Consider the following 21,659-nt stretch of genomic DNA (forward strand, 5'->3'; position numbering starts at 1 on the left):
CGCCCCTAGACTCGGCGCACGTGACCACCGACCAGACCGCGGACGACCGCGTGCCCGCCGCCGCACCGACCGGGGCGGACGTGCGCCGCGGCCCGTTCCGCGTCGGCGAGCGCGTCCAGCTGACCGACCCGCGCGGACGCCTGCACACCATCACGCTGCAGCCCGGGGCGACGTTCCACACGCACCGCGGCTACCTCCGCCACGACGAGCTCATCGGTGCGTCGCAGGGGGTCGTGGTCCAGAACACGTCGGGCATCGAGTACCTGGCGCTGCGGCCCCTGCTGTCCGACCACGTGCTGTCCATGCCGCGCGGCGCGGCGGTCGTCTACCCGAAGGACGCGGGTCAGATCGTCACGATGGGCGACGTGTTCCCCGGCGCGACGGTCGTCGAGGCGGGCGTCGGGTCGGGCGGTCTCACGCTGTCGCTGCTGCGGGCCGTCGGCGACGCGGGCCGGCTCGTGTCGATCGAGCGGCGCGCGGACTTCGCGGCGATCGCGCGCGGCAACGTCGAGCAGTTCTTCGGCGGCGAGCACCCCGCGTGGGACCTGCGGCTGGGCGACCTCGCCGACGAGCTGCCGCACGCCGCCGCACCCGGCACGGTCGACCGCGTCGTGCTCGACATGCTCGCGCCGTGGGAGAACCTCGACGCGGTCGCCACCGCGCTCGCACCCGGCGGCGTGCTGGTCTGCTACGTCGCGACGACGACCCAGCTGTCGCGCCTCACCGAGGACCTGCGCGCCGACGGTCGGTACACCGAGCCCGAGGCGTGGGAGTCGATGGTGCGCGGCTGGCACCTCGAGGGGCTCGCGGTCCGCCCGCAGCACCGCATGATCGGGCACACCGGCTTCCTCCTGACGACGCGTCGGCTGGCCGACGGCGTGCAGCCGCCGCAGCGCAAGCGCCGGCCCGCGAAGGGCTCGTACCCCGTGGCCCCCGACGGCACGCCCGCGCCGGACGCCGAGCTGTGGTCGCCCGAGGCGATGGGCGAGCGCGAGACGTCGGCCAAGAAGATCCGCCGCGTGCGCCGTGAGCTGCACGTCGCGCCCGACGACCTCGCCGCGCGCGAGGACGGCACGCCGCCCGAGGACGACTGAGCGCGTCCACGCCTCGGGACGGTCGCGAGACACGGGGTCGTCGCGGCGTCACCGTTGACACGGGCGGCTAGGGTCGACGGACCAGCAGGCACAGCGTGGTGCTCGGTGGACCGGAGGAAGGGCGCACCGCGACGCGGAACGGAGGCCGATCACCATGACGGAACCTGCTGCCGGCGGGCGTGACCTGCAACGCGAGCTCACGGTCCTCGCCGCCAAGAACGAGCGCCTGAGCGAGGCGCTCGTGGCCGCGCGCGAGCAGATCCTCGAGCTCAAGCGTCAGGTCGACGACCTCGCCAAGCCGCCCGGCACGTACGCGACGTTCCTGCGTGCGCGTGACGACGGCACGGTCGACATCGTCTCCGCGGGGCGCAAGATGCACGTCGGCGCGAGCCCCACGCTCGACGTGCACCGCCTGCGCCCCGGGCAGGAGGTCATGCTCAACGAGGCCCTCACGGTCGTCGAGGCCGGCGGCTACGAGCAGGTCGGCGAGCTCGTCACCGTCAAGGAGATGCTCGGCGAGGGCCGCGCGCTCGTGGTCGGCCGAGGCGACGAGGAGCGCGTCGTGCGGTTCGCCGGGCAGGTGGCGGACGCGGGCGTGCGCGTGGGCGACGCGCTCACGATCGACTCGCGCAGCGGCTTCGTGTTCGAGGTGATCCCGCGCGCCGAGGTCGAGGACCTCGTGCTCGAGGAGGTCCCCGACATCGACTACGGCGACATCGGCGGCCTCGGCCCGCAGATCGAGGCGATCCGCGACGCCGTCGAGCTGCCGTTCCTGCACCCCGAGCTGTTCCGCGAGCACGGGCTCAAGCCGCCCAAGGGCGTCCTGCTGTACGGCCCGCCGGGCTGCGGGAAGACGCTCATCGCCAAGGCGGTCGCGCACTCGCTCGCCGCGACCGCGGCCGCGGCCCGCGGCGAGGACGTGGCCGACGCGCGCTCGTACTTCCTCAACGTCAAGGGCCCCGAGCTGCTCAACAAGTACGTCGGCGAGACCGAGCGGCACATCCGTCTCATCTTCGCCCGCGCACGCGAGAAGGCGTCGCAGGGCCATCCCGTCGTGGTGTTCTTCGACGAGATGGAGTCGCTGTTCCGCACGCGTGGCACGGGCGTGTCGAGCGACGTCGAGACGACGATCGTGCCGCAGCTGCTCGCCGAGATCGACGGCGTCGAGCGGCTCGACAACGTCATCGTCATCGGCGCGTCGAACCGCGAGGACATGATCGACCCCGCGATCCTGCGGCCCGGGCGCCTGGACGTGAAGATCAAGATCGAGCGCCCCGACGCCGAGGGTGCGCGCGAGATCTTCGCGAAGTACCTCACGCCCGCGCTGCCGATCCACGCCGAGGACCTCGCCGAGCACGGCGGGTCGGCCGCCGCGGCCGTCGAGGCGATGATCGCGCGCGTCGTCGAGCGCATGTACTCCGAGGCCGACGAGAACCGGTTCCTCGAGGTCACGTACGCGAGCGGGGACAAGGAGGTCCTGTACTTCAAGGACTTCAACTCGGGCGCGATGATCCAGAACGTCGTCGACCGCGCCAAGAAGACCGCGATCAAGGACCTGCTGGCGACCGGTCAGCGCGGCATCCGGGTGGACCACCTGCTCGCGGCGTGCGTCGACGAGTTCAAGGAGAACGAGGACCTGCCCAACACCACGAACCCTGACGACTGGGCGCGCATCTCCGGCAAGAAGGGCGAGCGCATCGTCTTCATCCGGACCATCGTGCAGGGCAAGAAGGGCGTCGAGGCGTCGCGGACCATCGAGAACGTCACGAGCACCGGCCAGTACCTCTGACGGTCGCACCGCCGCCGCGCGCGGCGGCGGTGCGCGGGCCGCGGACGCGCGCCGCCGCCGTCGGCGTGCTCACCTAGGGTGGTCGGCGTGACCGTGCGCCGCGTGATGGGGATCGAGACCGAGTACGGCGTCCTGCAGCCGGGCAGGCCCATGGCCAACCCGATGCTGCTGTCGAGCCACGTCGTGGCCGTCCACGCCGCGGCGCGCGAGGCGGGCCGGGGACGCGCGCGGTGGGACTACGACGACGAGGACCCGCTGCACGACGCCCGCGGGTTCCACCTGCAGCGCGCGTCGGCGCACCCGTCGCTGCTCACCGACTCGCCGACCGTGCCCGCGCCCTCGGGCGACGCGCCGCAGGAGCTCCCGCGCTCCGACGTCGAGGAGTACGAGGACCCGGGTGCCGCGAACGTCATCCTCACCAACGGCGCGCGCCTGTACGTCGACCACGCCCACCCCGAGTACTCCTCGCCCGAGGTGACGAACCCCCTGGACGCGGTGCGCTGGGACCGCGCGGGGGAGCTCGTCATGCTCGACTCGGTCCGGATGCTCGCGAGCAACCCGGCGCTGCCCGACGTGTCGCTGTACAAGAACAACGTCGACGGCAAGGGCGCCACGTACGGGACGCACGAGAACTACCTCGTGGACCGCGCGGTGCCGTTCGGCGACCTCGTCGCGCGGCTCACGCCGTTCCTCGTGACCCGCCAGGTGTTCACGGGTGCCGGGCGCGTCGGGCTCGGTCAGCGCGGCGAGCACCCGGGCTTCCAGCTGTCCCAGCGCGCCGACTACATGGAGGCCGAGGTCGGCCTCGAGACGACCCTGCGCCGTCCGATCGTCAACACGCGCGACGAGCCGCACGCCGACCCGACGCGCTGGCGGCGCCTGCACGTCATCATCGGTGACGCGACCATGCTCGAGGTCGCGACCTACCTGCGCCTCGGGACGGCGGCGCTCGTGCTGTGGCTCGTCGAGCAGGCCGAGGCGGGGGTCCCCGCGGCGTGCCGTGCGGTGCGGGCGGTGGACCGGCTCGCGCTGCGCGACCCGGTCGGCGCCGTGCACGCCGTGAGCCACGACCTCACGCTGACCGAGCGCCTCGAGCTCGCGGACGGTCGACGGCTGACGGCGCTCGAGGTGCAGGGCGAGTACGTCGCCGCCGTGCGCGCCGCGCTCGACGGGACGGAGGGCGCGTCCGACGCCCAGACGCTCGACGTGCTGGACCGGTGGGAGTCGTTGCTGCACCGGCTCGCCGACGAGCCCGCGACGTGCGCGCGGGAGGTCGAGTGGGTCGCCAAGCTGCGGCTGCTCGACGGCATGCGCCGGCGCGACCACCTCGCGTGGGACCACCCGCGCCTGGCGGCCGTCGACCTGCAGTGGTCGGACGTGCGCCCCGAGCGCGGGCTGTACCACCGGCTGGTGGCGGCGGACGCCGTCGAGCGGCTGGTGACGCCCGAGCAGGTGCAGGACGCCGTGGTGCACGCCCCGCAGGACACGCGCGCGTACTTCCGCGGCGAGGCGGTCGCGCGGTACGGCACGCAGATCTCGGCGGCCAGCTGGGACTCGGTGGTGTTCGACGTGCCCGGGGCGCGGGCGCTGCAGCGCGTCCCCATGCGCGACCCGCTGCGGGGGACGCGGGCGCACGTGGGCGACCTGCTGGACACCAGCCCCGACGCCCGCGCGCTGCTGGCCGCCCTGGGCGGTTGAGTACGCGGCGCCGACCCCCGCTGCCCGGTCAGGCGTGCGGGGCGGTGCGGACCGCGGCAGCACGCTCGGGAGGACCGTGCCGGTGCGCCCGCACCGGGCGGACCGTGCGCGGCCCGTGCCCCGTGCGCGCGGTCAGCGCATGTCGCCGACGAAGCGCACGGCCTCCTTCGCCTCCCGGACGCGTCGTTCGTAGGTGAGGCCCAGCCCGAGCACGACCGCACCGCCGACGGCGAGGAGCACCCACCCGTCGACGTCGGCCAGCGCGCGCACCGTGAGTGGGCTGAGCACGACCGCGAGGGTCGTGAGCGTCGCGGCGACACCCAGCACGAACGGTGCCTGCCAGCGCTGCGCGGCGCCGACGGACGTCGCCGCCAGCGCCAGCGCCAGCAGGACCGCCAGGCGCACGGCCCCCGGGCCGGTGAGCCAGAGCGCGGCGAGCGGCGCGCCGACCGCGAGCGCGACGGGCGCGCCGAGGGCCGACCACGAGCCGGCGGCAGGCTGCTCGCGCAGGTGCCGGGCGCCGAGCGCGCACGCGAGCAGCCCGAGGACGGCCCACGGGAGGTCGACGGGCTCGGGTCCGCCGCGCAGCGCGACGGCGACCACGGTCGCGGTCGCGACCGCGAGGCCGAGCGTGACGTCGCCCCGGAACGGCCGCCACCACGCGAACGCGGCCGCGCCGGCGAGCAGGGCGAGCGCACGGACCGTCCCGAGCCCGGTCGCGTCGACGGCCAGCACGACGGGCAGCGCGAGGACCACGGTCAGCGCGGCGCGCGTCACGCGACGGTCCGGGACGGGCGACCACGCTCGCGCGGCGACCGCCACGACGACCGCCGTGAGGACCGCGACGAGCTCGACGCGCCACGGCGTCGCGGTGCCCGGTGCGACGGCGGCGGCGACGCCGGCGCACCAGGGGCCCGCGAGGGCGACGCCGGCGGCCGCGGCCGTGAGGGGGCGCCGCGCGTCGCGGTCGGTCGGGCCGCCCGAGGAGCGTCGGCGGCCGCCCGCGAGCCACGCGAGCCCGAGCAGCGTCGCGGTCACGCACGCCCAGAGCACGGGGCGCGCGTCGCCGGCACGGACGAGCACGAGGGGCACGAGCAACGCGGACCCCACCGTGAGCCACGGGCGCGGCGCTGCCGCGCGCCGTGCCGTGAGCGCGACCGTCGCGAGCACCAGCAGCGCGGCGAGGGTCGCCGGCACGTCCGCGGCCCCGCCCAGCTCGGCCGCGCGTGCGGGGTGGTGCGCGACGAGCACGACGGTGGCGACCGGGACGAGCGCGAGCGTCAGCGCGAGCCCGAGGTGCGCGAGCGGCGTCCCGGGGTGACCCGCGCCGCGCGCGCCGGGCGCGCGCAGCCGGTGCCCTGTCGCGCCGCCCAGGAGGGCCAGGGTCGCGGCGACGGCGGCGAGCGCCGTCACGCGGACGGCTGCCGCACCGCCCGCCGGCGCGGCGAGTGCGGCCACGAGCGTCGGCAGCGCGCCGACCGTCAGCAGGAGCCACGGGGTCCCGGTGTCGACGGCACGCCGGGACGCCGCGGTGCGGGCGCGCACCGCGCACGCGGCGAGCGCGACGGCCGCGGGCCACGTCCAGACCTCGACGAGCACGGTGCCGTCGGGCAGCTCCGGACCCGGGACCGCCCCGGGCAGCCCGATCGCGGCGGCCGTGGCGCGAGCCACGGGTCCGAGGACCACGAGCGCCCCACCGAGCCCGGCCAGCAGCTCGGCGGCCGCGGGGCGCCGGCGCAGCAGCAGCCCGGCGACGACCACGGCGGCCGCGAGCGCGGCCGCGAGCGTGGCGCGGTCGACGACCACGGGGCCGACGGCGAGCGCGCCCGGCAGCACCGACGTGGGCAGCGTCGCGACCGCGAGCCCCGCGGCGAGCAGCCGCGACGCGCGCGGGCGTGCGCGCACCAGGCGCCACGCCGCGACGGCCGCGACGACGAGACCGGGGACCGCCGTGTACGGCTCGACGACGCCGACCTCGCGCGTGCCCAGCAGCGACCACCAGGCACCGGTGCCGAGCGCGAGCGTGAGCCACCACCCCTGCGCGCGGCCGGGGGCGAGCGCCCAGGCGGCGGCGCACGCGGCGGCGACGACCAGTGCAGGCCCGGGTGCGCCGGTCGCGGCCGCGGCGCCCACGCCCGCGGCTGCGACGAGCCACCCGCTCACCTCGGCCGCGTACCGCGCGACGGGCGTGCCGGTGCGGGCCAGCAGCACCGCTGCGGCGGCGGTCAGGCCGCCGACCGCGACGGCCGCGAGAGCGGTCGCGTCGACGGGCGGCACGCCCGCCGACCGGTGCACGGTGAGGACCGCGAGCGCGAGCACGGGGGCGACCGCCGCGGAGCCGACGACCGCGTGGGGCGGCCCCCACCGCCGGGAGCCCGCGAGCAGCGCGACCACGAGCCCGGCGCACGTGGCGGCCGCCACGAGGGGCGCGGCGACCGCGAGCGCCGTCGCTCCGGGTGTCGTCGCGGCGTGGTGCGCCGCCGCGGCCCACGTCGCGGCGCCGGCGAGGGCGACGCCCGTCAGGGCGCAGTCCCGTTCCGCCGCCCCCGTGCGCCGCGCCCCGGCGCGCGCGAGGAGCGCGGCACCCACCGGGGCGACCGTCAGGGCGGCCGCCACGACGGCGGCCGCCCCGGCGGCGACGCCGGTGCACGTGCCGGCGACGAGCAGCAGCGTGGCCGCGACCAGGGTCGACGAGCCGGCCGAGCCGGGTGCACGCGACCACCGACGGGCCAGCACCGCGAGGACCGTCGGCGCGACGAGCGCACCGGCGACCCACCCCGGCCCGGGCAGCGCCCCGAGGACGCCCAGCGTCCCGGCCAGCACGGCGCCGGCGCGTGCGGCGGTCGGGTGCAGGCGTCGCTCGCCGACGTGCAGCGCGGCGGTCGCCGCCGCCGCACCGAGCACGAGCACGAGGACGGACGCCGCGGGCGGCACGAGTCCCGAGGTCGTGACGGGCAGGGTGGCGATGACGAGCGCCGTCCCGCCGTGGGCGCACGTGCGCGCGAGCCGGCGGCCCTCGGGGCCGGTGCCGGTGCGGCGCGTCGTGAGCACGGCGAGCCCCACGGCGGCTGCGACGGCGAGCGTCGGGGCGAGCACGACGAGCGGCGCCGTGCCCGCGTCGGCGCCGAAGGCGAGCCGCGTCGCCGTCTGCGCGACGAGCGCGAGGACCGACCAGGTCGCGAGCGTCGCGGCGGTCACGAGCGCCGCCCCGGACGCCGCACGCACGTGGGCTGCGACGTCGGGAGCCCGGACGTCCCGGCGCGGGGTGGCGGTGGTCGACACCGTTCCGTGGGCCGTGGGGTCCGCGTCCACACCCGCCGGCGTGTCCGGCGAGCCCTTCCGGACGAGGAGGGCCGCTGCCACGGCGCACGCGGCGGCCGCGCCGGCCTGGGTGGCCACGAACGTCCCGGCGGCCGGCGCGACGAGCGTGGCGACCGCGCCGGCGCCGGCCAGCGTCAGCGTGCACCCGGCGGCACGGGTCCAAGCGAGCACCGTCCCGGGGCGGGGCGGGGCGGCCCCGGTCGCGGCACGGAGGTCGGTGAGCCCCTGCGCGACCAGGAGCGGCACCGCGCCCAGCAGCAGCGCCACCGACGGCCAGGCGCCGGACGGCAGCGTGACGAGCTGCGAGACGGCCGCCGTCGGGACCGCGACGCCGAGGGTGAGCGCCGCGAGCGTGCGCAGGACCAGCGTCTCGGCGCGTCCGGACGCCCAGGGCCCGGTCGCCCGCACGAGCGTCGTGGCCGACGCCGCGAGCAGGAGCGCGACGACGCCGTCCGGGCGGGGGACCACCGGGAGCCAGGCGAGCGGCGCCAGCGGCAGCAGGACCGCGCCCGCGACGGACCCGACGCGCAGGCGCGACCGTCGGCCCCATGCCGTGAGGAGCAGTGCGCTCACCAGCAGCGACACCGCGGCCTGGGCCGTGCCGTCGCCCGGGGCGACGGCACCGGTCGCCCGCAGCGCCCACGCGTCGAGCAGCAGCAGCACCACCGCGACCGCGCCGACCGCCTCGGCGCCCTGGCGCAGGGCGCGGGCGCGCAGCCACGACGCGAGCGCGAAGACCACGAGCGTGCCGACGGCGACGACGGCCGCGCGGCCGCGCAGCCCCATGACGTCCCACGCGAAGACGAGGAACGTGATGCTCGCGGCCGCGAGCAGCGACGCGCCCACCACCTGCAGGACGGTCTGCACGCGCCAGGGGCGGCGCGCGGGCGCGGCCGGCGCCGGGACGCTCGGACGCGCCGGGCGAGCGGCGGCGGGGGCGGCGACGTGCGGGGCGGCGACGTGCGGCACCGGCGCGGCAGGCGTCGGTGCGGGAGCCGGGGCCGCCGCGGGCGGTGCGGTGGGCGCGACCGCCGGCGCGCCCGGGGTGACCGCCGGCGCGCCCGGGGTGACCGCCGCGGGTGCGACCGGCCGGGCGGCCGCCGGTGCGGCAAGGACGGGCCGCGCGACCTGCGCGGCCCGCACGGCCGCGATGCGGTGCTCGCGCGCCACGAGCGCGCGCACGGCTGCCTGGCTGTCCTGCCACACCAGGAGCCCGTCGGGCCCCGAGACGTCGAGGCCGCACGCCGGGCAGCGCCCCGCGCGCAGCGGCGTCGTGCACGCGGGGCACACGGTGGCGTCCTGCAGCGCGGCGAGCGTGCGCGCGTACAACGAGTCGGCGTGGGTCATGCGCGCATCGTGCCAGGTGGCGCGCGCGACGCTCAGGTTGTCCACAGCCGGGCGCCCCGGGGTGTCCCGACGGTGCCGCGCGGCGTCCACGACGCGGCCGCCCGAGGTACGGGCGCGGGTGGTTGGGCCTAGGGTGGGCCACGCGGGCACGCGGCACGTTCCCGCAGGGACGGAGGTCACCATGGCTGGGCAGGAACACGTCAGGCGCCGTCACGACGACGAGCCGGTCGACGAGCCGGGGACGCCGGCCCCCGCGGCGGCGAGCGCGCAGTCCCGCGACGCGGAGGTCGACGCGCTGCTGGAGGAGATCGACGACGTCCTCGAGCAGAACGCCGAGCAGTTCGTCCGCGGCTTCGTGCAGAAGGGCGGTCAGTGATCGCCGATGGTGCACTCCTGGTCCGGTCCCGCGCAGCCCTCGTCCGGTCGGCTGCCGCACGCCTTCACCACGCCCGGGTCGTCGTCGTTCGTCGAGTTCCTCGCGGGGCACGCACCCGAGCTGCTGCCCGGGAACCGGCCGCTGCCGGCGGGTGAGGTGCACGCGCCGCACGGCACCACGATCGTCGCGCTGACCTTCGACGGCGGCGTCGTGGTGGCGGGGGACCGGCGGGCCACCATGGGGTCGATGATCGCCAGCCGGCACATCGAGAAGGTGTTCCCGGCGGACGAGTTCTCCGCGGTGGGCATCGCCGGCACGGCGGGCCTCGCGATCGAGCTGGTGCGGCTCTTCCAGCTCGAGCTCGAGCACTACGAGAAGATCGAGGGCAGCCTGCTGTCGCTCGACGGCAAGGCCAACCGTCTCGCGACGATGATCCGCGGCAACCTCGGCCTCGCGATGCAGGGCCTCGCGGTCGTGCCGCTGTTCGGAGGCTACGACCTCGACCGGCGCGTGGGGCGGCTGTTCTCGTACGACGTCACGGGCGGCCGCTACGAGGAGCACGACCACCACGCGGTCGGGTCGGGGTCGGTCTTCGCGCGGGGCTCGCTGAAGAAGCGCTGGCAGGCGGGCATGGACGCCGCGGACGCGGTGCGCGTCGCGGTCGAGGCGCTGGTCGACGCCGCCGACGACGACTCCGCGACGGGCGGCCCCGACCACGTCCGCCAGATCTGGCCGGTCGTGGCGACCGTGACGGCCGCCGGCTACCTGCGGGTCGCGGACGACGAGCTCGCGGCCGCCGTCGCGGGCGTCGAGCGTGCCCGCCGCGGCGCGACCGACGAGGAGGACGTCCGATGAGCATGCCGTTCTACGTCTCGCCCGAGCAGCTCATGAAGGACCGCGCGGACTACGCCCGCAAGGGCATCGCCCGCGGGCGGTCGGTCGTCGTGCTGCAGTACGACGACGGCATCGCGTTCGCGACCGAGAACCCGTCGCGCGCGCTGCACAAGATCTCCGAGATCTACGACCGCATCGCGTTCGCCGCGGTCGGCAAGTACAACGAGTTCGAGAACCTGCGCGTCGCGGGCGTCCGGTACGCCGACCTGCGCGGGTACTCCTACGACCGTGTCGACGTCACGGCGCGCGGCCTGGCCAACGCGTACGCGCAGACGCTCGGCACGGTGTTCACGACCGAGTCGAAGCCGCTCGAGGTCGAGCTCGTGGTCGTCGAGGTCGGGCGCGAGCCTGCGGGCGACCAGATCTACCGGCTGTCGTACGACGGCTCGGTGACCGACGAGCACGGCTGGGTCGTCATGGGCGGGCAGGCCGAGCGCCTCGCGGGCGTGCTCGAGGGCGGGTGGCGCCCGGGCATGACGCTGTCGGAGGTGCTGGGGGTCGCGGTGCGTGCGCTCGGGTCGTCGGGCGACGACGGCGAGCCGCGCGCGCTGGGGGCGGCGCAGCTCGAGGTCGCCGTGCTCGACCGCACGCGCCCGCGCCGTGCCTTCCGCCGGCTCACGGGTGCGCTGCTGGAGGACGTGCTCGACGGTGCGGGGACGCCGGGCGCTGGACAGGGTCCGTCGTCCGCCTGAGGCGGACGGGGCACGCGGACGAGCCGACGGGGAGGCACGCATGGACAGGCGCATCTTCGGTCTGGAGACCGAGTACGGGGTGACGTGCGCGGCGCAGGACGGTCGCGGGCTGTCGGCCGACGAGGTCGCCCGGTACCTGTTCCGCAAGGTCGTGGCGTGGGGCAGGTCCTCGAACGTCTTCCTGCGCAACGGCTCGCGGCTCTACCTCGACGTCGGATCGCACCCCGAGTACGCGACGGCCGAGTGCGACGACTGGCGCCAGCTCGTCACGCACGACCGGGCGGGCGAGCGGATCCTCGAGGGGCTCGTCGAGGACGCGCAGCAGCGTCTCGAGCACGAGGGGCTGCCGGGGCGCATCCACCTGTTCAAGAACAACACCGACTCGGCGGGCAACTCCTACGGCTGCCACGAGAACTACCTGGTGCGGCGGCAGGGCGACTTCGCGCGGCTCTCGGACGTCCTCGTGCCGTTCCTCATCACGCGCCAGGTGCTCACCGGCGCGGGCAAGGTGCTGACCACGCCGCGCGGTGCGGTCTACTGCCTGTCGCAGCGCGCCGACCACATCTGGGAGGCCGTCTCGAGCGCCACCACGCGCTCGCGGCCCATCATCAACACGCGCGACGAGCCGCACGCGGACGCCGAGCACTACCGCCGCCTGCACGTGATCGTCGGGGACTCCTCGATGTCCGAGACGACCACGATGCTCAAGGTCGGGTCGACGGACCTGCTGCTGCGACTCATCGAGGCCGGGGTCCCGATGCGCGACCTGACCCTCGAGAACCCGATCCGGGCGATCCGTGAGATCAGCCACGACATGACCGGCACCCACCCGGTGACGCTCGCGACCGGCCGCACGGTCACCGCGATCGACCTGCAGGAGGAGTACCTCGCGCGCGTCTCGGACTTCGTGGCGTCGGAGGTGGGCCCGACCCCCGACACCAAGCAGGTCCTCGACCTGTGGGAGCGCGGGCTGCGGGCCCTGCGCACGGGCGACCTGTCGTTGGTCGAGCGCGAGCTCGACTGGGTCATCAAGTACCGCATGATCGAGCGCTACCGGGCCAAGCACGACCTCGAGCTCTCGGACGTGCGGGTGCAGCGGCTCGACCTCGCCTACCACGACATCTCGCGCACCGAGGGGCTGTACAACCTGCTGGCGGCGCGTGGTCTCGTCGAGCGCGTCACGACCGACCTCGACGTGTTCGAGGCCACGGCCGTGCCGCCGCAGACGACCCGCGCCAAGCTCCGCGGCGACTTCGTGCGCGCGGCGCAGGACGCGCGACGCGACTACACGGTGGACTGGGTGCACCTCAAGCTCAACGACCAGGCGCAGCGCACGGTCCTGTGCAAGGACCCGTTCCGCAACGTCGACGAGCGCGTCGAGCGGCTCATCGAGTCCATGTGACGGTGGTGCCCGCCACCGTCACGGACCGCGGACGAGCAGGCACGACGCCCAGCGTGCTCCCGTACAGTGAGGCCCCGTCCGGCGAGCGCCGGACGAGCCGCGACCAGGTGACGCGGCGTCGGACGAGCTCGGGAGGCGCGGACGTGCGGGTGCTGGCGGGTGCACGCCGGGCGGTGGTCCTGGTGGTCCTCGGGCTGCTGCTCGCGGCGTGCGGGACGGTGGTCACGGACGCCCCGAAGGTCACGGTCACCGGGAGCGCGGGCCAGGCCCCGACCGTCACGTACCTCACGCCGCTGTCGGTCGACGCGACGCACCGCGAGGTCGTGTGGCCCGGGACCGGTGCCGAGCTCGTGGAGGGCGCGCCCGTCCTCATCGACTTCTGGCTCGAGAACGCGACCGACGCGAGCCTGGTGAAGGAGAGCTACTCGACGAGCCCCACGCCGCGCATGCTCACGGTCGAGGACCTGGGCACCGACCTGTACGAGACGCTCAAGGGCCAGCAGGTCGGCGCGCGGCTGCTGCAGATCGCGCCGGGCGGGTCGGGCGCCGACTACCCGACCGTCACGGTCCTCGACGTCCTGCCCACGCGGGCCGAGGGCGAGCCGGTGACGCCCGACGCCTCGCTGCCCGTGGTCGAGGAGGCCGACGGCGTGCCGACGCTCACGGCGACGGGCACGCCGCCGCCCGACGACCTCGTGGTGCAGCCGCTGGTCCGGGGCACGGGTCCGCAGGTCAACGCCGGCGACGTCATCACGGTCCAGTACGGCGGGTTCGCGTGGGACGACGGCGCCCTGTTCGACTCGACGTGGCAGCGCGGCCTGCCGGTGTCGTTCCTGCTCTCGGACGTGCCGCCGTGGGCCGAGGGACTCGTCGACCAGCCGACCGGGAGCCGCGTGATGCTCGTCGTGCCACCGTCCTACCCGCTGGGCGTCACCGACGCCGAGGAGCTCGCGGGCAAGACCGTCGTGTTCGTCATCGACATCCTCGCGACCGGCGCCCCCGCGCAGGCCACGCCGTGAGCCTCGCGCTGCGGGTCATCCCGTGCCTCGACGTCGACGCGGGTCGGGTCGTCAAGGGCGTGAACTTCGCGAACCTGCGTGACGCGGGCGACCCGGTCGAGCTCGCGCGCCGCTACGACGCCGAGGGCGCCGACGAGGTGACGTTCCTCGACGTGTCGGCGTCGTCGTCCGACCGGGCCACGACCTACGACGTCGTGCGCCGCACGGCCGAGGAGGTGTTCGTGCCGCTGACCGTCGGGGGCGGCGTCCGCTCGCCCGAGGACGTCGACCGGCTCCTGCGGTCCGGCGCCGACAAGGTCGGGGTGAACACGGCCGCGATCGCCCGGCCCGAGCTCATCACCGAGATCGCCGACCGCTTCGGGTCGCAGGTGCTCGTCCTGTCCGTCGACGCGCGCCGCACGACGGGCGACGTGCGCACCGCGTCCGGCTACGAGGTGACGACGCACGGCGGCCGCCGCGGCACGGGGATCGACGCCGTCGAGTGGGCGCACCGTGCCGCCGAGCTCGGGGTGGGGGAGATCCTGCTCAACTCGATGGACGCCGACGGCACGACCGCGGGCTTCGACCTGCAGATGATCGCCGACGTGCGGGCGCGCGTGCGGGTGCCCCTCATCGCGTCGGGCGGCGCGGGCACCGTGGAGCACTTCGTCGAGGCCGCCCGGGCGGGCGCCGACGCCGTCCTGGCCGCGAGCGTCTTCCACTTCGGGACGCTCACGGTCGGGCAGGTCAAGGACGCGTTGCGCGCCGCGGACGTCGTGGTGCGCTGACCGCCGCCGCGCGGCGCCCGGGCGAGGCGCCCGGCGCCGCGCTCACGGTCCGGTGAGGAGCTCGCGGACGGCCGCGACGTCGTCGTCGGCGCCGACGAGACGCACGTCCGCGGCCTGCAGGCGGCCCGACACCGCGAGGACCAGCTCGCCGACGTCGCCGCGCAGGACCACCGACCCGTGGCCGGACCGCGGCGAGCGGACGGCGGCGCGCCTGCCGTCGTCGCGGACCAGCACGGTCCCGACCGGCAGCCGCCGCAGCCGCAGCGGGGCCGTGCGCACGAGCTGCGCCCAGAGCACCTCGACCAGCTCGTCGGGCAGGTCGCGCGGGGGCACGGGCCCGTCGCCGCGGCGCAGGTCCTCGTGGTGGATGAAGTACTCGCTGACGTTGACGGCGTCGCCTGCCCACGCGAGCGGGCTCCAGCGCGCCGGCGGGCGCGCCACGCGGTCGACGAGCGTCGCATAGCCGTCGGCGTCGGCGGCGGTGCCGGCCAGCCGCTCGGTCGCCGCGGCGAGACCGCCGCGCACGGCTCCCGCGGCGGCGACGGGGTGCTCGCGCAGCACGAGGTGCGCGGCGAGGTGGCGTGCCTGCCAGCCGCGGCACAGCGTCGGGTCGTGCGGGTCGGCGGCGCGCAGCGCGTCGGACAGCCACGCGCGCTCGGTCTCGTGCCAGGTCATGCCACGGGATCGTGCCACGTCGGGGACCCGCGCGCGTGGCGCGAGACCGGCCGTCGACGTGTCGGACCCCCGTGAGAGGATCGCGGTATCCCCTTTCCGTCAGGAGTGTGATCCCCCGTGCCCGCGCGCCCCCGGCCCGCCGACGCCCCTGCCGGCTCGATGCTCCGCGGCTCCGTCGCCCGGCGCTCGGTCGGGCTGCTGTGGCGCGGGCTGCGCTCGCACCCGCGCACGTACGCCGCGGCGATCGCGACCTCGGGCGCCTTCGGTGCGCTCACCGTGGCCGTGAGCCGCGTGCTCGGGCGGGCGACGGACGACGTCGTGGTGCCCGCGCTCGCGGGGTCGCAGGAGGCGCAGGGGCGGATCTGGCAGGCCGGGCTCGCGCTCGCGCTGGTGGCGCTGTCGCTCGCGGCGGCCGTCGCCGGGCGACGCATCCTCGCGGGGATGGGCGTGGCGGACCTCCAGGCGGACCACCGGCGCGCCGTGACCCGGCAGTACCTGCGCCTGCCGATGTCGTGGCACCGGCGTCACCCCACGGGTCAGCTGCTGTCGAACGCCGGGTCCGACGTCGAGGCGGCGACGGGCGTGTTCAACCCGTTGCCGTTCGCGCTCGGCGTCGTCGTCATGATCGCGGTCGCGACCGTCGCGCTGCTGCGCACGGACGTGTGGCTCGCGGTCGCGGCGCTCGTCGTGCTGCCGCTCGCCGTCGTCGCCAACCTGGTCTTCCAGCGCCGCATGACGCCGGCCATCACGCACGCCCAGCAGCTGCGCGCCGAGGTCGCCGACGTCGCGCACGAGAGCTTCGAGGCCGCGACGCTCGTGAAGTCGCTCGGTACCGAGGACCGTGAGGACGCGCGGTTCACCGCGCGTGCCCGGGCGCTGCGCGACGCGAACGTGCGCGTCGGCGTCGTGCGTGCGGTGTTCGACCCGGTGATCGACCTGCTGCCGAACCTGGGCACGCTCCTGGTGCTGCTCGTGGGCACGCACCGCGTCGCGGCCGGCGCGATCGGCACGGGCGACGTGGTCGCGGCCGCGTACCTGCTCACGCTGCTGGCGGTCCCGGTGCGCGCGTTCGGCTGGGTCCTGGGCGAGCTGCCCCGCGGGCTCGTCGGCCACGACCGCGTCTCGCGCGTGCTCGACGCGCGCGGGATCCCCGTGGACGGGTCGACGCCCCTCGTGCCGCACGCGGGCGGCGCCGACGTGCGGCTGCGCGCCGTGCACCTGCGCGTGCCCACCGCCGACGGCGAGGTCGAGCTCCTGCACGGCGTCGACCTGCACGTCGCCGCGGGCCGCACGCTCGCGGTCGTCGGCGCGACGGGTTCGGGCAAGTCGACCGTCGTGGGGCTCGTGCCGCGGCTGTCCGACCCGTCGGCGGGGGTCGTGGAGGTCGACGGCACCGACGTGCGCGACGTCCGCCCCGCCGACCTCGCGGCGCAGGTCGCGTTCGTGAGCCAGTCGACCTTCGTCTTCGAGGACACCGTGCGCGGCAACGTCACGCTCGCCGACCCCGACGACCCGCTGGCGCCGAGCGACGACGACGTGTGGGCGGCGCTGCGCGCGGCGCGCGTCGACGACGTCGTGCGTGCCCTGCCCGGCGGGCTGGACTCGCCCCTCGGGGAGCGTGGCGCGAACCTGTCCGGCGGGCAGCGGCAGCGGCTCGCGCTGGCACGCGCGCTCGTGCGTCGCCCGCGCGTCCTCGTGCTCGACGACGCGACGTCCGCCGTCGACCCGCGCGTCGAGCGCGACATCCTCACGGGGCTCCAGGCGGCGGACGGCGCCGCGGGACCCACGGTCCTGCTCGTGGCCTACCGCATGTCGTCGGTGCTGCTCGCGGACGAGGTCGTGCACCTCGACGCCGGGCGCGTCGTCGACCGCGGGACGCACGCCGAGCTGCTCGCCCGCGACCCGGGGTACCGCGAGCTCGCGACCGCGTACGAGCGGGAGTCGGAGCGTCGCGAGCGCGAGCGCGCCGACGAGGGCGCGCCCGAGGTGTGGGACGAGGACGACGTGACGGTCGAGGGAGGACGCAGGTGAGCGCGGGGGTTCCGCCCACGGTCGAGCGCGACGCGCGGATGGCGCCCGCGAGCACGCTCGGCGTGCTCGCGACGCTGCGACGCGGCGTGCAGGTCTCGCCCGAGATGCTCGACGGGCTCACGCTGACGCTCGGCCTCGCGGTGGTCGCCGCGGTCGCGCGCGTCCTCGTGCCGATCTCCGTCCAGCAGACCGTCGACACCGCCGTGCTCGGCGCCGACGGCGTGGACGCGGCACGCGCCGCGACGCTCGTCGGCCTCGCCGCCGTGGGGCTCGCGGTGGGTGCCGCCTGCTCGGCGCTCGTCAACGTGCGCCTCTTCCGCTCGAGCGAGTCGGGGCTGCTGACCCTGCGGACGCGGGCGTTCCGCCACGTGCACGACCTGTCGGTGCTCACGCAGAGCACCGAGCGGCGCGGCTCGCTCGTCTCGCGCGTGACGTCCGACGTCGACACGATCTCGATGTTCGTCCAGTGGGGCGGCATCATGCTGCTCGTCTCGGTGCTCCAGATCGTCGTCGCGACCGTGCTCATGGCCGTGTACTCGTGGCAGCTCACGCTGCTCGTGTGGGCGTGCTTCGTGCCGCTCGTGCTCGTGCTGCCGCGCATGCAGCGCGGCGTGAACCGGCGGTACTCCGAGGTGCGCGAGCGGTACGGCGCGATGCTGGGCGCGGTGTCCGAGGCGGTGGTCGGCGCCGAGACGATCCGCGCGTACGGGGTCGCCGAGCGCACGCAGCGGCGCATCGACGCGGCCGTGGCGGCGACACGACGGGCCATGGTGCGCGCCCAGAACCTCGTCGCCGTCGTGTTCTCGTCCGGCGTGCTCGTGGCGAACCTCGTCCTCGCCGTCGTGGTGGTCGCGGGCACGTGGCTCGGCGTCGCCGGCGAGCTGTCCGTCGGTCGGGTGCTGGCGTTCCTCTTCCTCGTGCAGCTCTTCACCGGTCCCGTGCAGATGGCGACCGAGATCCTCAACGAGCTGCAGAACGCGGTCGCGGGGTGGCGGCGCGTGCTCGGCGTGCTCGAGACCCCGGTGGACGTGCCCGACCCCGGGCCGGACGCCGTGCCGAGCCCGCGCGGGCCCGCGACGCTGTCGTTCGAGGGCGTCGGCTACGCCTACCCGGGCGGACCGCCCGTCCTGCAGGACGTCGACCTGCGCATCGCGGCGGGCACGTCCGTCGCGGTCGTGGGTGCCACGGGCTCGGGCAAGACGACGCTCGCGAAGCTCGTCGCGCGCTTCATGGACCCCACGACGGGTGCGGTCCGGCTCGACGGCGTCGACCTGCGCGAGATCGCGTCGCAGGACCTGCGCCGCCGCGTCGTGCTGGTGCCGCAGGAGGGCTTCCTGTTCGACGGGACCCTCGCGCAGAACGTCGCGTACGGCCTGCGGCAGGACGCCGACCCCGACGCCGACCCGCGGGTCGCGGCGCGCGTGCAGGAGGCGGTCGACGTGCTCGGCCTCGACGCGTGGGTCGCGGAGCTGCCCGGCGGCCTCGCCACGCCCGTCGGGCAGCGCGGCGAGCTGCTCTCGGCGGGCGAGCGCCAGCTCGTCGCGCTCGCCCGCGCGAGCCTCGCGGACGGCGACCTGCTCCTGCTCGACGAGGCGACGTCGGCCGTCGACCCGGTCGCCGAGGTCCGCATCGCGCGTGCGCTGCGCGAGCTGTCCCGCGGCCGTACGACGCTGACGATCGCGCACCGCCTGTCGACGGCCGAGGCCGCGGACCTCGTGGTCGTCGTGCACGCCGGGCGCGTCGTGGAGGTCGGCACGCACACCGACCTCGTCGCGCGGGGCGGTCACTACGCGTCGATGCACGCCGCCTGGGTCGCCCAGACCCGCTGAGCGCGGTGCCCGGGCCGTGGCCCCGCCGTCCGGCCCCCGCGGTCCGGGGTGGACGGCGGCGGTCCCCTCCCGGTCGTCGTGGCAGGATCGTCGCGTGCCGCAGACCGACCCCTCCACGACCACGACGGGCGGACGCGTCGCCCGCAGCGCGCTCGACCCGGCCGTCGCCGCACGGCTGCGGCGCGACGACGCCGGGCTCGTCGCCGCGATCGTCCAGCAGCACGACACCCGCGAGGTGCTCATGCTGGGCTGGATGGACGACGAGGCGCTGCACCGCACGCTCACGACCGGTCGTGTCACGTTCTGGAGCCGCTCGCGCCAGGAGTACTGGCGCAAGGGCGACACGTCCGGCCACGTGCAGCACGTGCGTGCGGTCGCGCTCGACTGCGACGGCGACGCGCTGCTCGTGACGGTCGACCAGGTGGGCGCGGCCTGCCACACCGGTACCCGCACGTGCTTCGAGGCGGGCGGTCCGCTGCCCGTCTCGGACGCCACGCCCCCGACCGCCCCAGGAGCCCAGCCGTGACCGGACCGTCCGCCTCCGCCGCGCCCCGTGCAACCGTCACGGAGCTGCCCTGGGGCGCGACCTGGCCGTCGGCGGGGACGTTCCGCGAGCTGGCCGCCGACCGGCGCGTCGTCCCGGTGGTGCGTCGCCTGCTCGCGGACGACGTGACCCCGGTGGGCCTCTACCGCACGCTGGCGGCCGGGCGCCCCGGCACGTTCGTGCTCGAGTCCGCCGAGTCGGACGGCACCTGGGGCCGCTGGTCGTTCGTGGGCGTCGCGTCCCGCGCGCGGCTGTCCGTGCGCGACGGCCGTGCGGCGTGGTCGGGCGACGTGCCGGTCGGCGTGCCGACCGAGGGGGACGTGCTCGACGTGCTCGGCCGCACGCTCGACGTGCTGCACACGCCCTGCATCGACGGGCTGCCGCCGCTCACCGGCGGCCTCGTCGGCGTGCTCGGCTGGGACGTCGTGCGGCACTGGGAGCCCACGCTGCCCGCACGCGCGCCCGAGGAGCTCGGGATCCCCGAGGTCGCGCTGCTGCTCGCGAGCGACCTGGCCGCGGTCGACCACGTCACGGGCTCGGTCTGGCTCGTCGCGAACGCGATCAACTTCGACGCGACGGACGAGCGCGTCGACGACGCCTACGCCGACGCGGTCCGTCGGCTCGACGACATGCAGGCGGCGCTGCGTCGGCCCGCACCGCCCGCTCCCGCGGTCGTCGACCCCGACGTCGCGGCGCCCGAGCTGGAGTTCCGCAGCACGCGCGCCGAGTTCGAGGAGGCCGTCGTGCGCGGGCAGGAGGCGATCCGCGACGGCGAGGTGTTCCAGGTCGTGCTCTCCCAGCGCCTCGACCTCGACTGCCCGGCCGACCCGCTCGACGTCTACCGCGTGCTGCGGACCATCAACCCGAGCCCGTACATGTACCTGCTCGCGCTGCAGGACGCCGATGGCCGGGACTTCGCTGTCGTCGGGTCGAGCCCCGAGACGCTCGTCAAGGTCAGCGACGGCCACGTCACGACGTTCCCGATCGCGGGGTCACGGCCGCGCGGCGCGACGCCCGAGGAGGACCGCGCGCTGCAGGACGAGGTGCTGGCCGACCCGAAGGAGCGCGCCGAGCACATCATGCTCGTCGACCTGTCCCGGAACGACATGGTCAAGGTGTGCGAGCCGACGAGCGTCGAGGTCGTCGACTTCATGGCCGTGCGCCGGTTCTCGCACATCATGCACATCTGCTCGACGGTGGTCGGGCGGCTGCGCCCCGGTGCCACGGCGCTGCAGACGTTCATGGCCACGTTCCCCGCGGGCACGCTCTCGGGCGCGCCCAAGCCGCGCGCCATCGAGCTGATCGACGAGCTCGAGCCCGCCCGGCGCGGGGTCTACGGCGGCACGGTCGGGTACTTCGACTTCGCGGGCGACATGGACATGGCCATCGCGATCCGTACGGCCGTGCTGCGCGACGGGCGGGCGAGCGTGCAGGCCGGAGGCGGTGTCGTCGCGGACTCGGTGCCCGCGCTCGAGTACGAGGAGTCGCGCAACAAGGCCGCGGCCGCGGTGCGCGCGGTCCAGCTCGCGGCGCGCCTGCGGCGCGACGTGCCGTGACCGCCTCACCGCCCCGGCGCGGCCGCTGGGTCGCCCTGCTGCTGGCCGCCGCGGCGCTGGCCGGGCTCGTCGCCCTGCCCACCTGGGTGCGGGGGACCGGTGCGTCGGCGCTCGAGGGCGCGGTGACCGTCCAGGTGGCGGGCGCCGCTGCTGCCCCGCAGGTCGGGGGCGCCGCACTCGTGCTGGCGGCGGCGGCCGGTGCGCTCGGCCTGGTCGCGCGCGCGGGACGGGTCCTGGTCGCGGTCGTCGCGGCCGGCGCCGGCCTGCTGGTGGCCGGTGCGGGCGTCGCGGTGCTGCGGGACCCGGCGGGTGCGGTCACGGGTGCGCTGGCCGACGCCACCGGCGTCCCGACGGCCGCGAGCACGGCCCTGACCCCGTGGCCCGCCGTGGCCCTCGTCCTGGGCGCGGCGACCGTGCTCCTCGCCGCCGCGCTGCTGCGTGCGCCGGGGGACTGGACCCGCCGCTCCTCGCGGCACGAGGTGCCCGCGGCGCGGCCCGCGCGCGACGGGCACGAGCCCGACGAGCGTGACGACTGGGACGCGCTCAGCCGGGGCGACGACCCGTCCTGACCAGCGCGTCAGGAGGTCCCGACTCGGATAGGGTTGGGCCGAACCGAGGACGAAGG

The 21,659-nt window shown here is 76.2% G+C and carries 16 protein-coding genes; 14 read left to right on the forward strand and 2 right to left on the reverse strand.

Going from position 1 to position 21,659, the window contains the following annotated elements:
* The first annotated feature begins 20 nt into the window (after window positions 1–20).
* From E4A51_RS03320 to dop, 3 genes are all read left to right on the forward strand, one after another.
* Window positions 21–1,094 carry a tRNA (adenine-N1)-methyltransferase gene (locus tag E4A51_RS03320; RefSeq protein WP_240696355.1) on the forward strand — a complete coding sequence of 358 codons (1,074 nt, stop codon included), beginning with the start codon at window positions 21–23 and terminating at the stop codon, window positions 1,092–1,094.
* Between the two features lie 154 nt (window positions 1,095–1,248).
* Entirely contained in the window at window positions 1,249–2,883 is a 1,635-nt protein-coding gene (gene arc, locus E4A51_RS03325) for a proteasome ATPase (RefSeq protein ID WP_046528515.1), read from the forward strand.
* A gap of 87 nt (window positions 2,884–2,970) precedes the next feature.
* Window positions 2,971–4,581, forward strand: coding sequence for a depupylase/deamidase Dop (dop, locus tag E4A51_RS03330; RefSeq protein ID WP_070320712.1), 1,611 nt, complete (start codon window positions 2,971–2,973; stop codon window positions 4,579–4,581).
* A gap of 132 nt (window positions 4,582–4,713) precedes the next feature.
* Here dop and E4A51_RS18210 read toward each other — a convergent pair whose 3' ends face one another.
* Window positions 4,714–9,249 (reverse strand): zinc ribbon domain-containing protein, encoded by a 4,536-nt coding sequence (locus tag E4A51_RS18210; RefSeq protein ID WP_167748806.1) that lies wholly within the window; start codon window positions 9,247–9,249, stop codon window positions 4,714–4,716.
* 181 nt (window positions 9,250–9,430) lie between these two features.
* On the opposite strand from E4A51_RS18210, the gene E4A51_RS18215 reads away from it, so the two are divergent.
* The 6 genes from E4A51_RS18215 to hisF all read left to right on the forward strand — a co-directional run bounded on the left by E4A51_RS18215 (window position 9,431) and on the right by hisF (window position 14,399).
* Complete coding sequence (locus E4A51_RS18215; protein ID WP_046528513.1) at window positions 9,431–9,625, forward strand: ubiquitin-like protein Pup; 195 nt, start codon at window positions 9,431–9,433, stop codon at window positions 9,623–9,625.
* A gap of 6 nt (window positions 9,626–9,631) precedes the next feature.
* Entirely contained in the window at window positions 9,632–10,480 is an 849-nt protein-coding gene (prcB, locus tag E4A51_RS03350) for a proteasome subunit beta (protein WP_134850850.1), read from the forward strand.
* Entirely contained in the window at window positions 10,477–11,211 is a 735-nt protein-coding gene (gene prcA / locus E4A51_RS03355; RefSeq protein WP_134850851.1) for a proteasome subunit alpha, read from the forward strand. The genes prcB and prcA overlap by 4 nt, the downstream gene beginning before the upstream one ends.
* A 40-nt stretch (window positions 11,212–11,251) precedes the next feature.
* On the forward strand, window positions 11,252–12,613 hold the full coding sequence (gene pafA, locus E4A51_RS03360) for a Pup--protein ligase (protein ID WP_046528510.1): 1,362 nt from the start codon (window positions 11,252–11,254) through the stop codon (window positions 12,611–12,613).
* Window positions 12,614–12,786: 173 nt separating this feature from the next.
* Complete coding sequence (locus tag E4A51_RS03365) at window positions 12,787–13,632, forward strand: FKBP-type peptidyl-prolyl cis-trans isomerase (RefSeq protein ID WP_240465651.1); 846 nt, start codon at window positions 12,787–12,789, stop codon at window positions 13,630–13,632.
* Window positions 13,629–14,399, forward strand: a complete 771-nt coding sequence (gene hisF / locus E4A51_RS03370) for an imidazole glycerol phosphate synthase subunit HisF (RefSeq protein WP_070319654.1) — start codon at window positions 13,629–13,631, stop codon at window positions 14,397–14,399. The genes E4A51_RS03365 and hisF overlap by 4 nt, the downstream gene beginning before the upstream one ends.
* 42 nt (window positions 14,400–14,441) lie before the next feature.
* Here the strand turns inward: hisF and E4A51_RS03375 are convergent, their stop codons facing one another.
* Window positions 14,442–15,074 (reverse strand): TIGR03085 family metal-binding protein, encoded by a 633-nt coding sequence (locus E4A51_RS03375; protein WP_134850852.1) that lies wholly within the window; start codon window positions 15,072–15,074, stop codon window positions 14,442–14,444.
* A gap of 159 nt (window positions 15,075–15,233) precedes the next feature.
* Between E4A51_RS03375 and E4A51_RS03380 the strand changes: the two genes are divergently transcribed.
* The 5 genes from E4A51_RS03380 to E4A51_RS03400 all read left to right on the forward strand — a co-directional run bounded on the left by E4A51_RS03380 (window position 15,234) and on the right by E4A51_RS03400 (window position 21,603).
* Entirely contained in the window at window positions 15,234–17,105 is a 1,872-nt protein-coding gene (locus E4A51_RS03380; RefSeq protein ID WP_134850914.1) for an ABC transporter ATP-binding protein, read from the forward strand.
* Between the two features lie 38 nt (window positions 17,106–17,143).
* Window positions 17,144–18,934, forward strand: coding sequence for an ABC transporter ATP-binding protein (locus E4A51_RS03385; protein WP_070319671.1), 1,791 nt, complete (start codon window positions 17,144–17,146; stop codon window positions 18,932–18,934).
* Between the two features lie 94 nt (window positions 18,935–19,028).
* Window positions 19,029–19,460, forward strand: coding sequence for a phosphoribosyl-AMP cyclohydrolase (hisI, locus tag E4A51_RS03390; protein ID WP_134850853.1), 432 nt, complete (start codon window positions 19,029–19,031; stop codon window positions 19,458–19,460).
* Complete coding sequence (locus tag E4A51_RS03395; protein ID WP_134850854.1) at window positions 19,457–21,034, forward strand: anthranilate synthase component I; 1,578 nt, start codon at window positions 19,457–19,459, stop codon at window positions 21,032–21,034. The genes hisI and E4A51_RS03395 overlap by 4 nt, the downstream gene beginning before the upstream one ends.
* Complete coding sequence (locus E4A51_RS03400) at window positions 21,031–21,603, forward strand: Trp biosynthesis-associated membrane protein (protein ID WP_046528505.1); 573 nt, start codon at window positions 21,031–21,033, stop codon at window positions 21,601–21,603. Before E4A51_RS03395 ends, E4A51_RS03400 begins: the two co-directional genes overlap by 4 nt.
* Window positions 21,604–21,659: the final 56 nt, after the last annotated feature.

The sequence above is a fragment of the Cellulomonas sp. HD19AZ1 genome, from assembly GCF_004535805.1.
GTDB lineage: Bacteria > Actinomycetota > Actinomycetes > Actinomycetales > Cellulomonadaceae > Cellulomonas > Cellulomonas iranensis.

Coding starts and splice junctions, on each gene's coding strand:
- prcB (WP_134850850.1), top strand. CDS start 9,632: ATGGTGCACTCCTGGTCCGGTCCCGCGCAGCCCTCGTCCGGTCGGCTG.
- pafA (WP_046528510.1), top strand. CDS start 11,252: ATGGACAGGCGCATCTTCGGTCTGGAGACCGAGTACGGGGTGACGTGC.
- E4A51_RS03385 (WP_070319671.1), top strand. CDS start 17,144: ATGGCGCCCGCGAGCACGCTCGGCGTGCTCGCGACGCTGCGACGCGGC.
- E4A51_RS18215 (WP_046528513.1), top strand. CDS start 9,431: ATGGCTGGGCAGGAACACGTCAGGCGCCGTCACGACGACGAGCCGGTC.
- prcA (WP_134850851.1), top strand. CDS start 10,477: ATGAGCATGCCGTTCTACGTCTCGCCCGAGCAGCTCATGAAGGACCGC.
- arc (WP_046528515.1), top strand. CDS start 1,249: ATGACGGAACCTGCTGCCGGCGGGCGTGACCTGCAACGCGAGCTCACG.
- E4A51_RS03380 (WP_134850914.1), top strand. CDS start 15,234: ATGCTCCGCGGCTCCGTCGCCCGGCGCTCGGTCGGGCTGCTGTGGCGC.
- E4A51_RS18210 (WP_167748806.1), bottom strand. CDS start 9,249: ATGACCCACGCCGACTCGTTGTACGCGCGCACGCTCGCCGCGCTGCAG.
- E4A51_RS03375 (WP_134850852.1), bottom strand. CDS start 15,074: ATGACCTGGCACGAGACCGAGCGCGCGTGGCTGTCCGACGCGCTGCGC.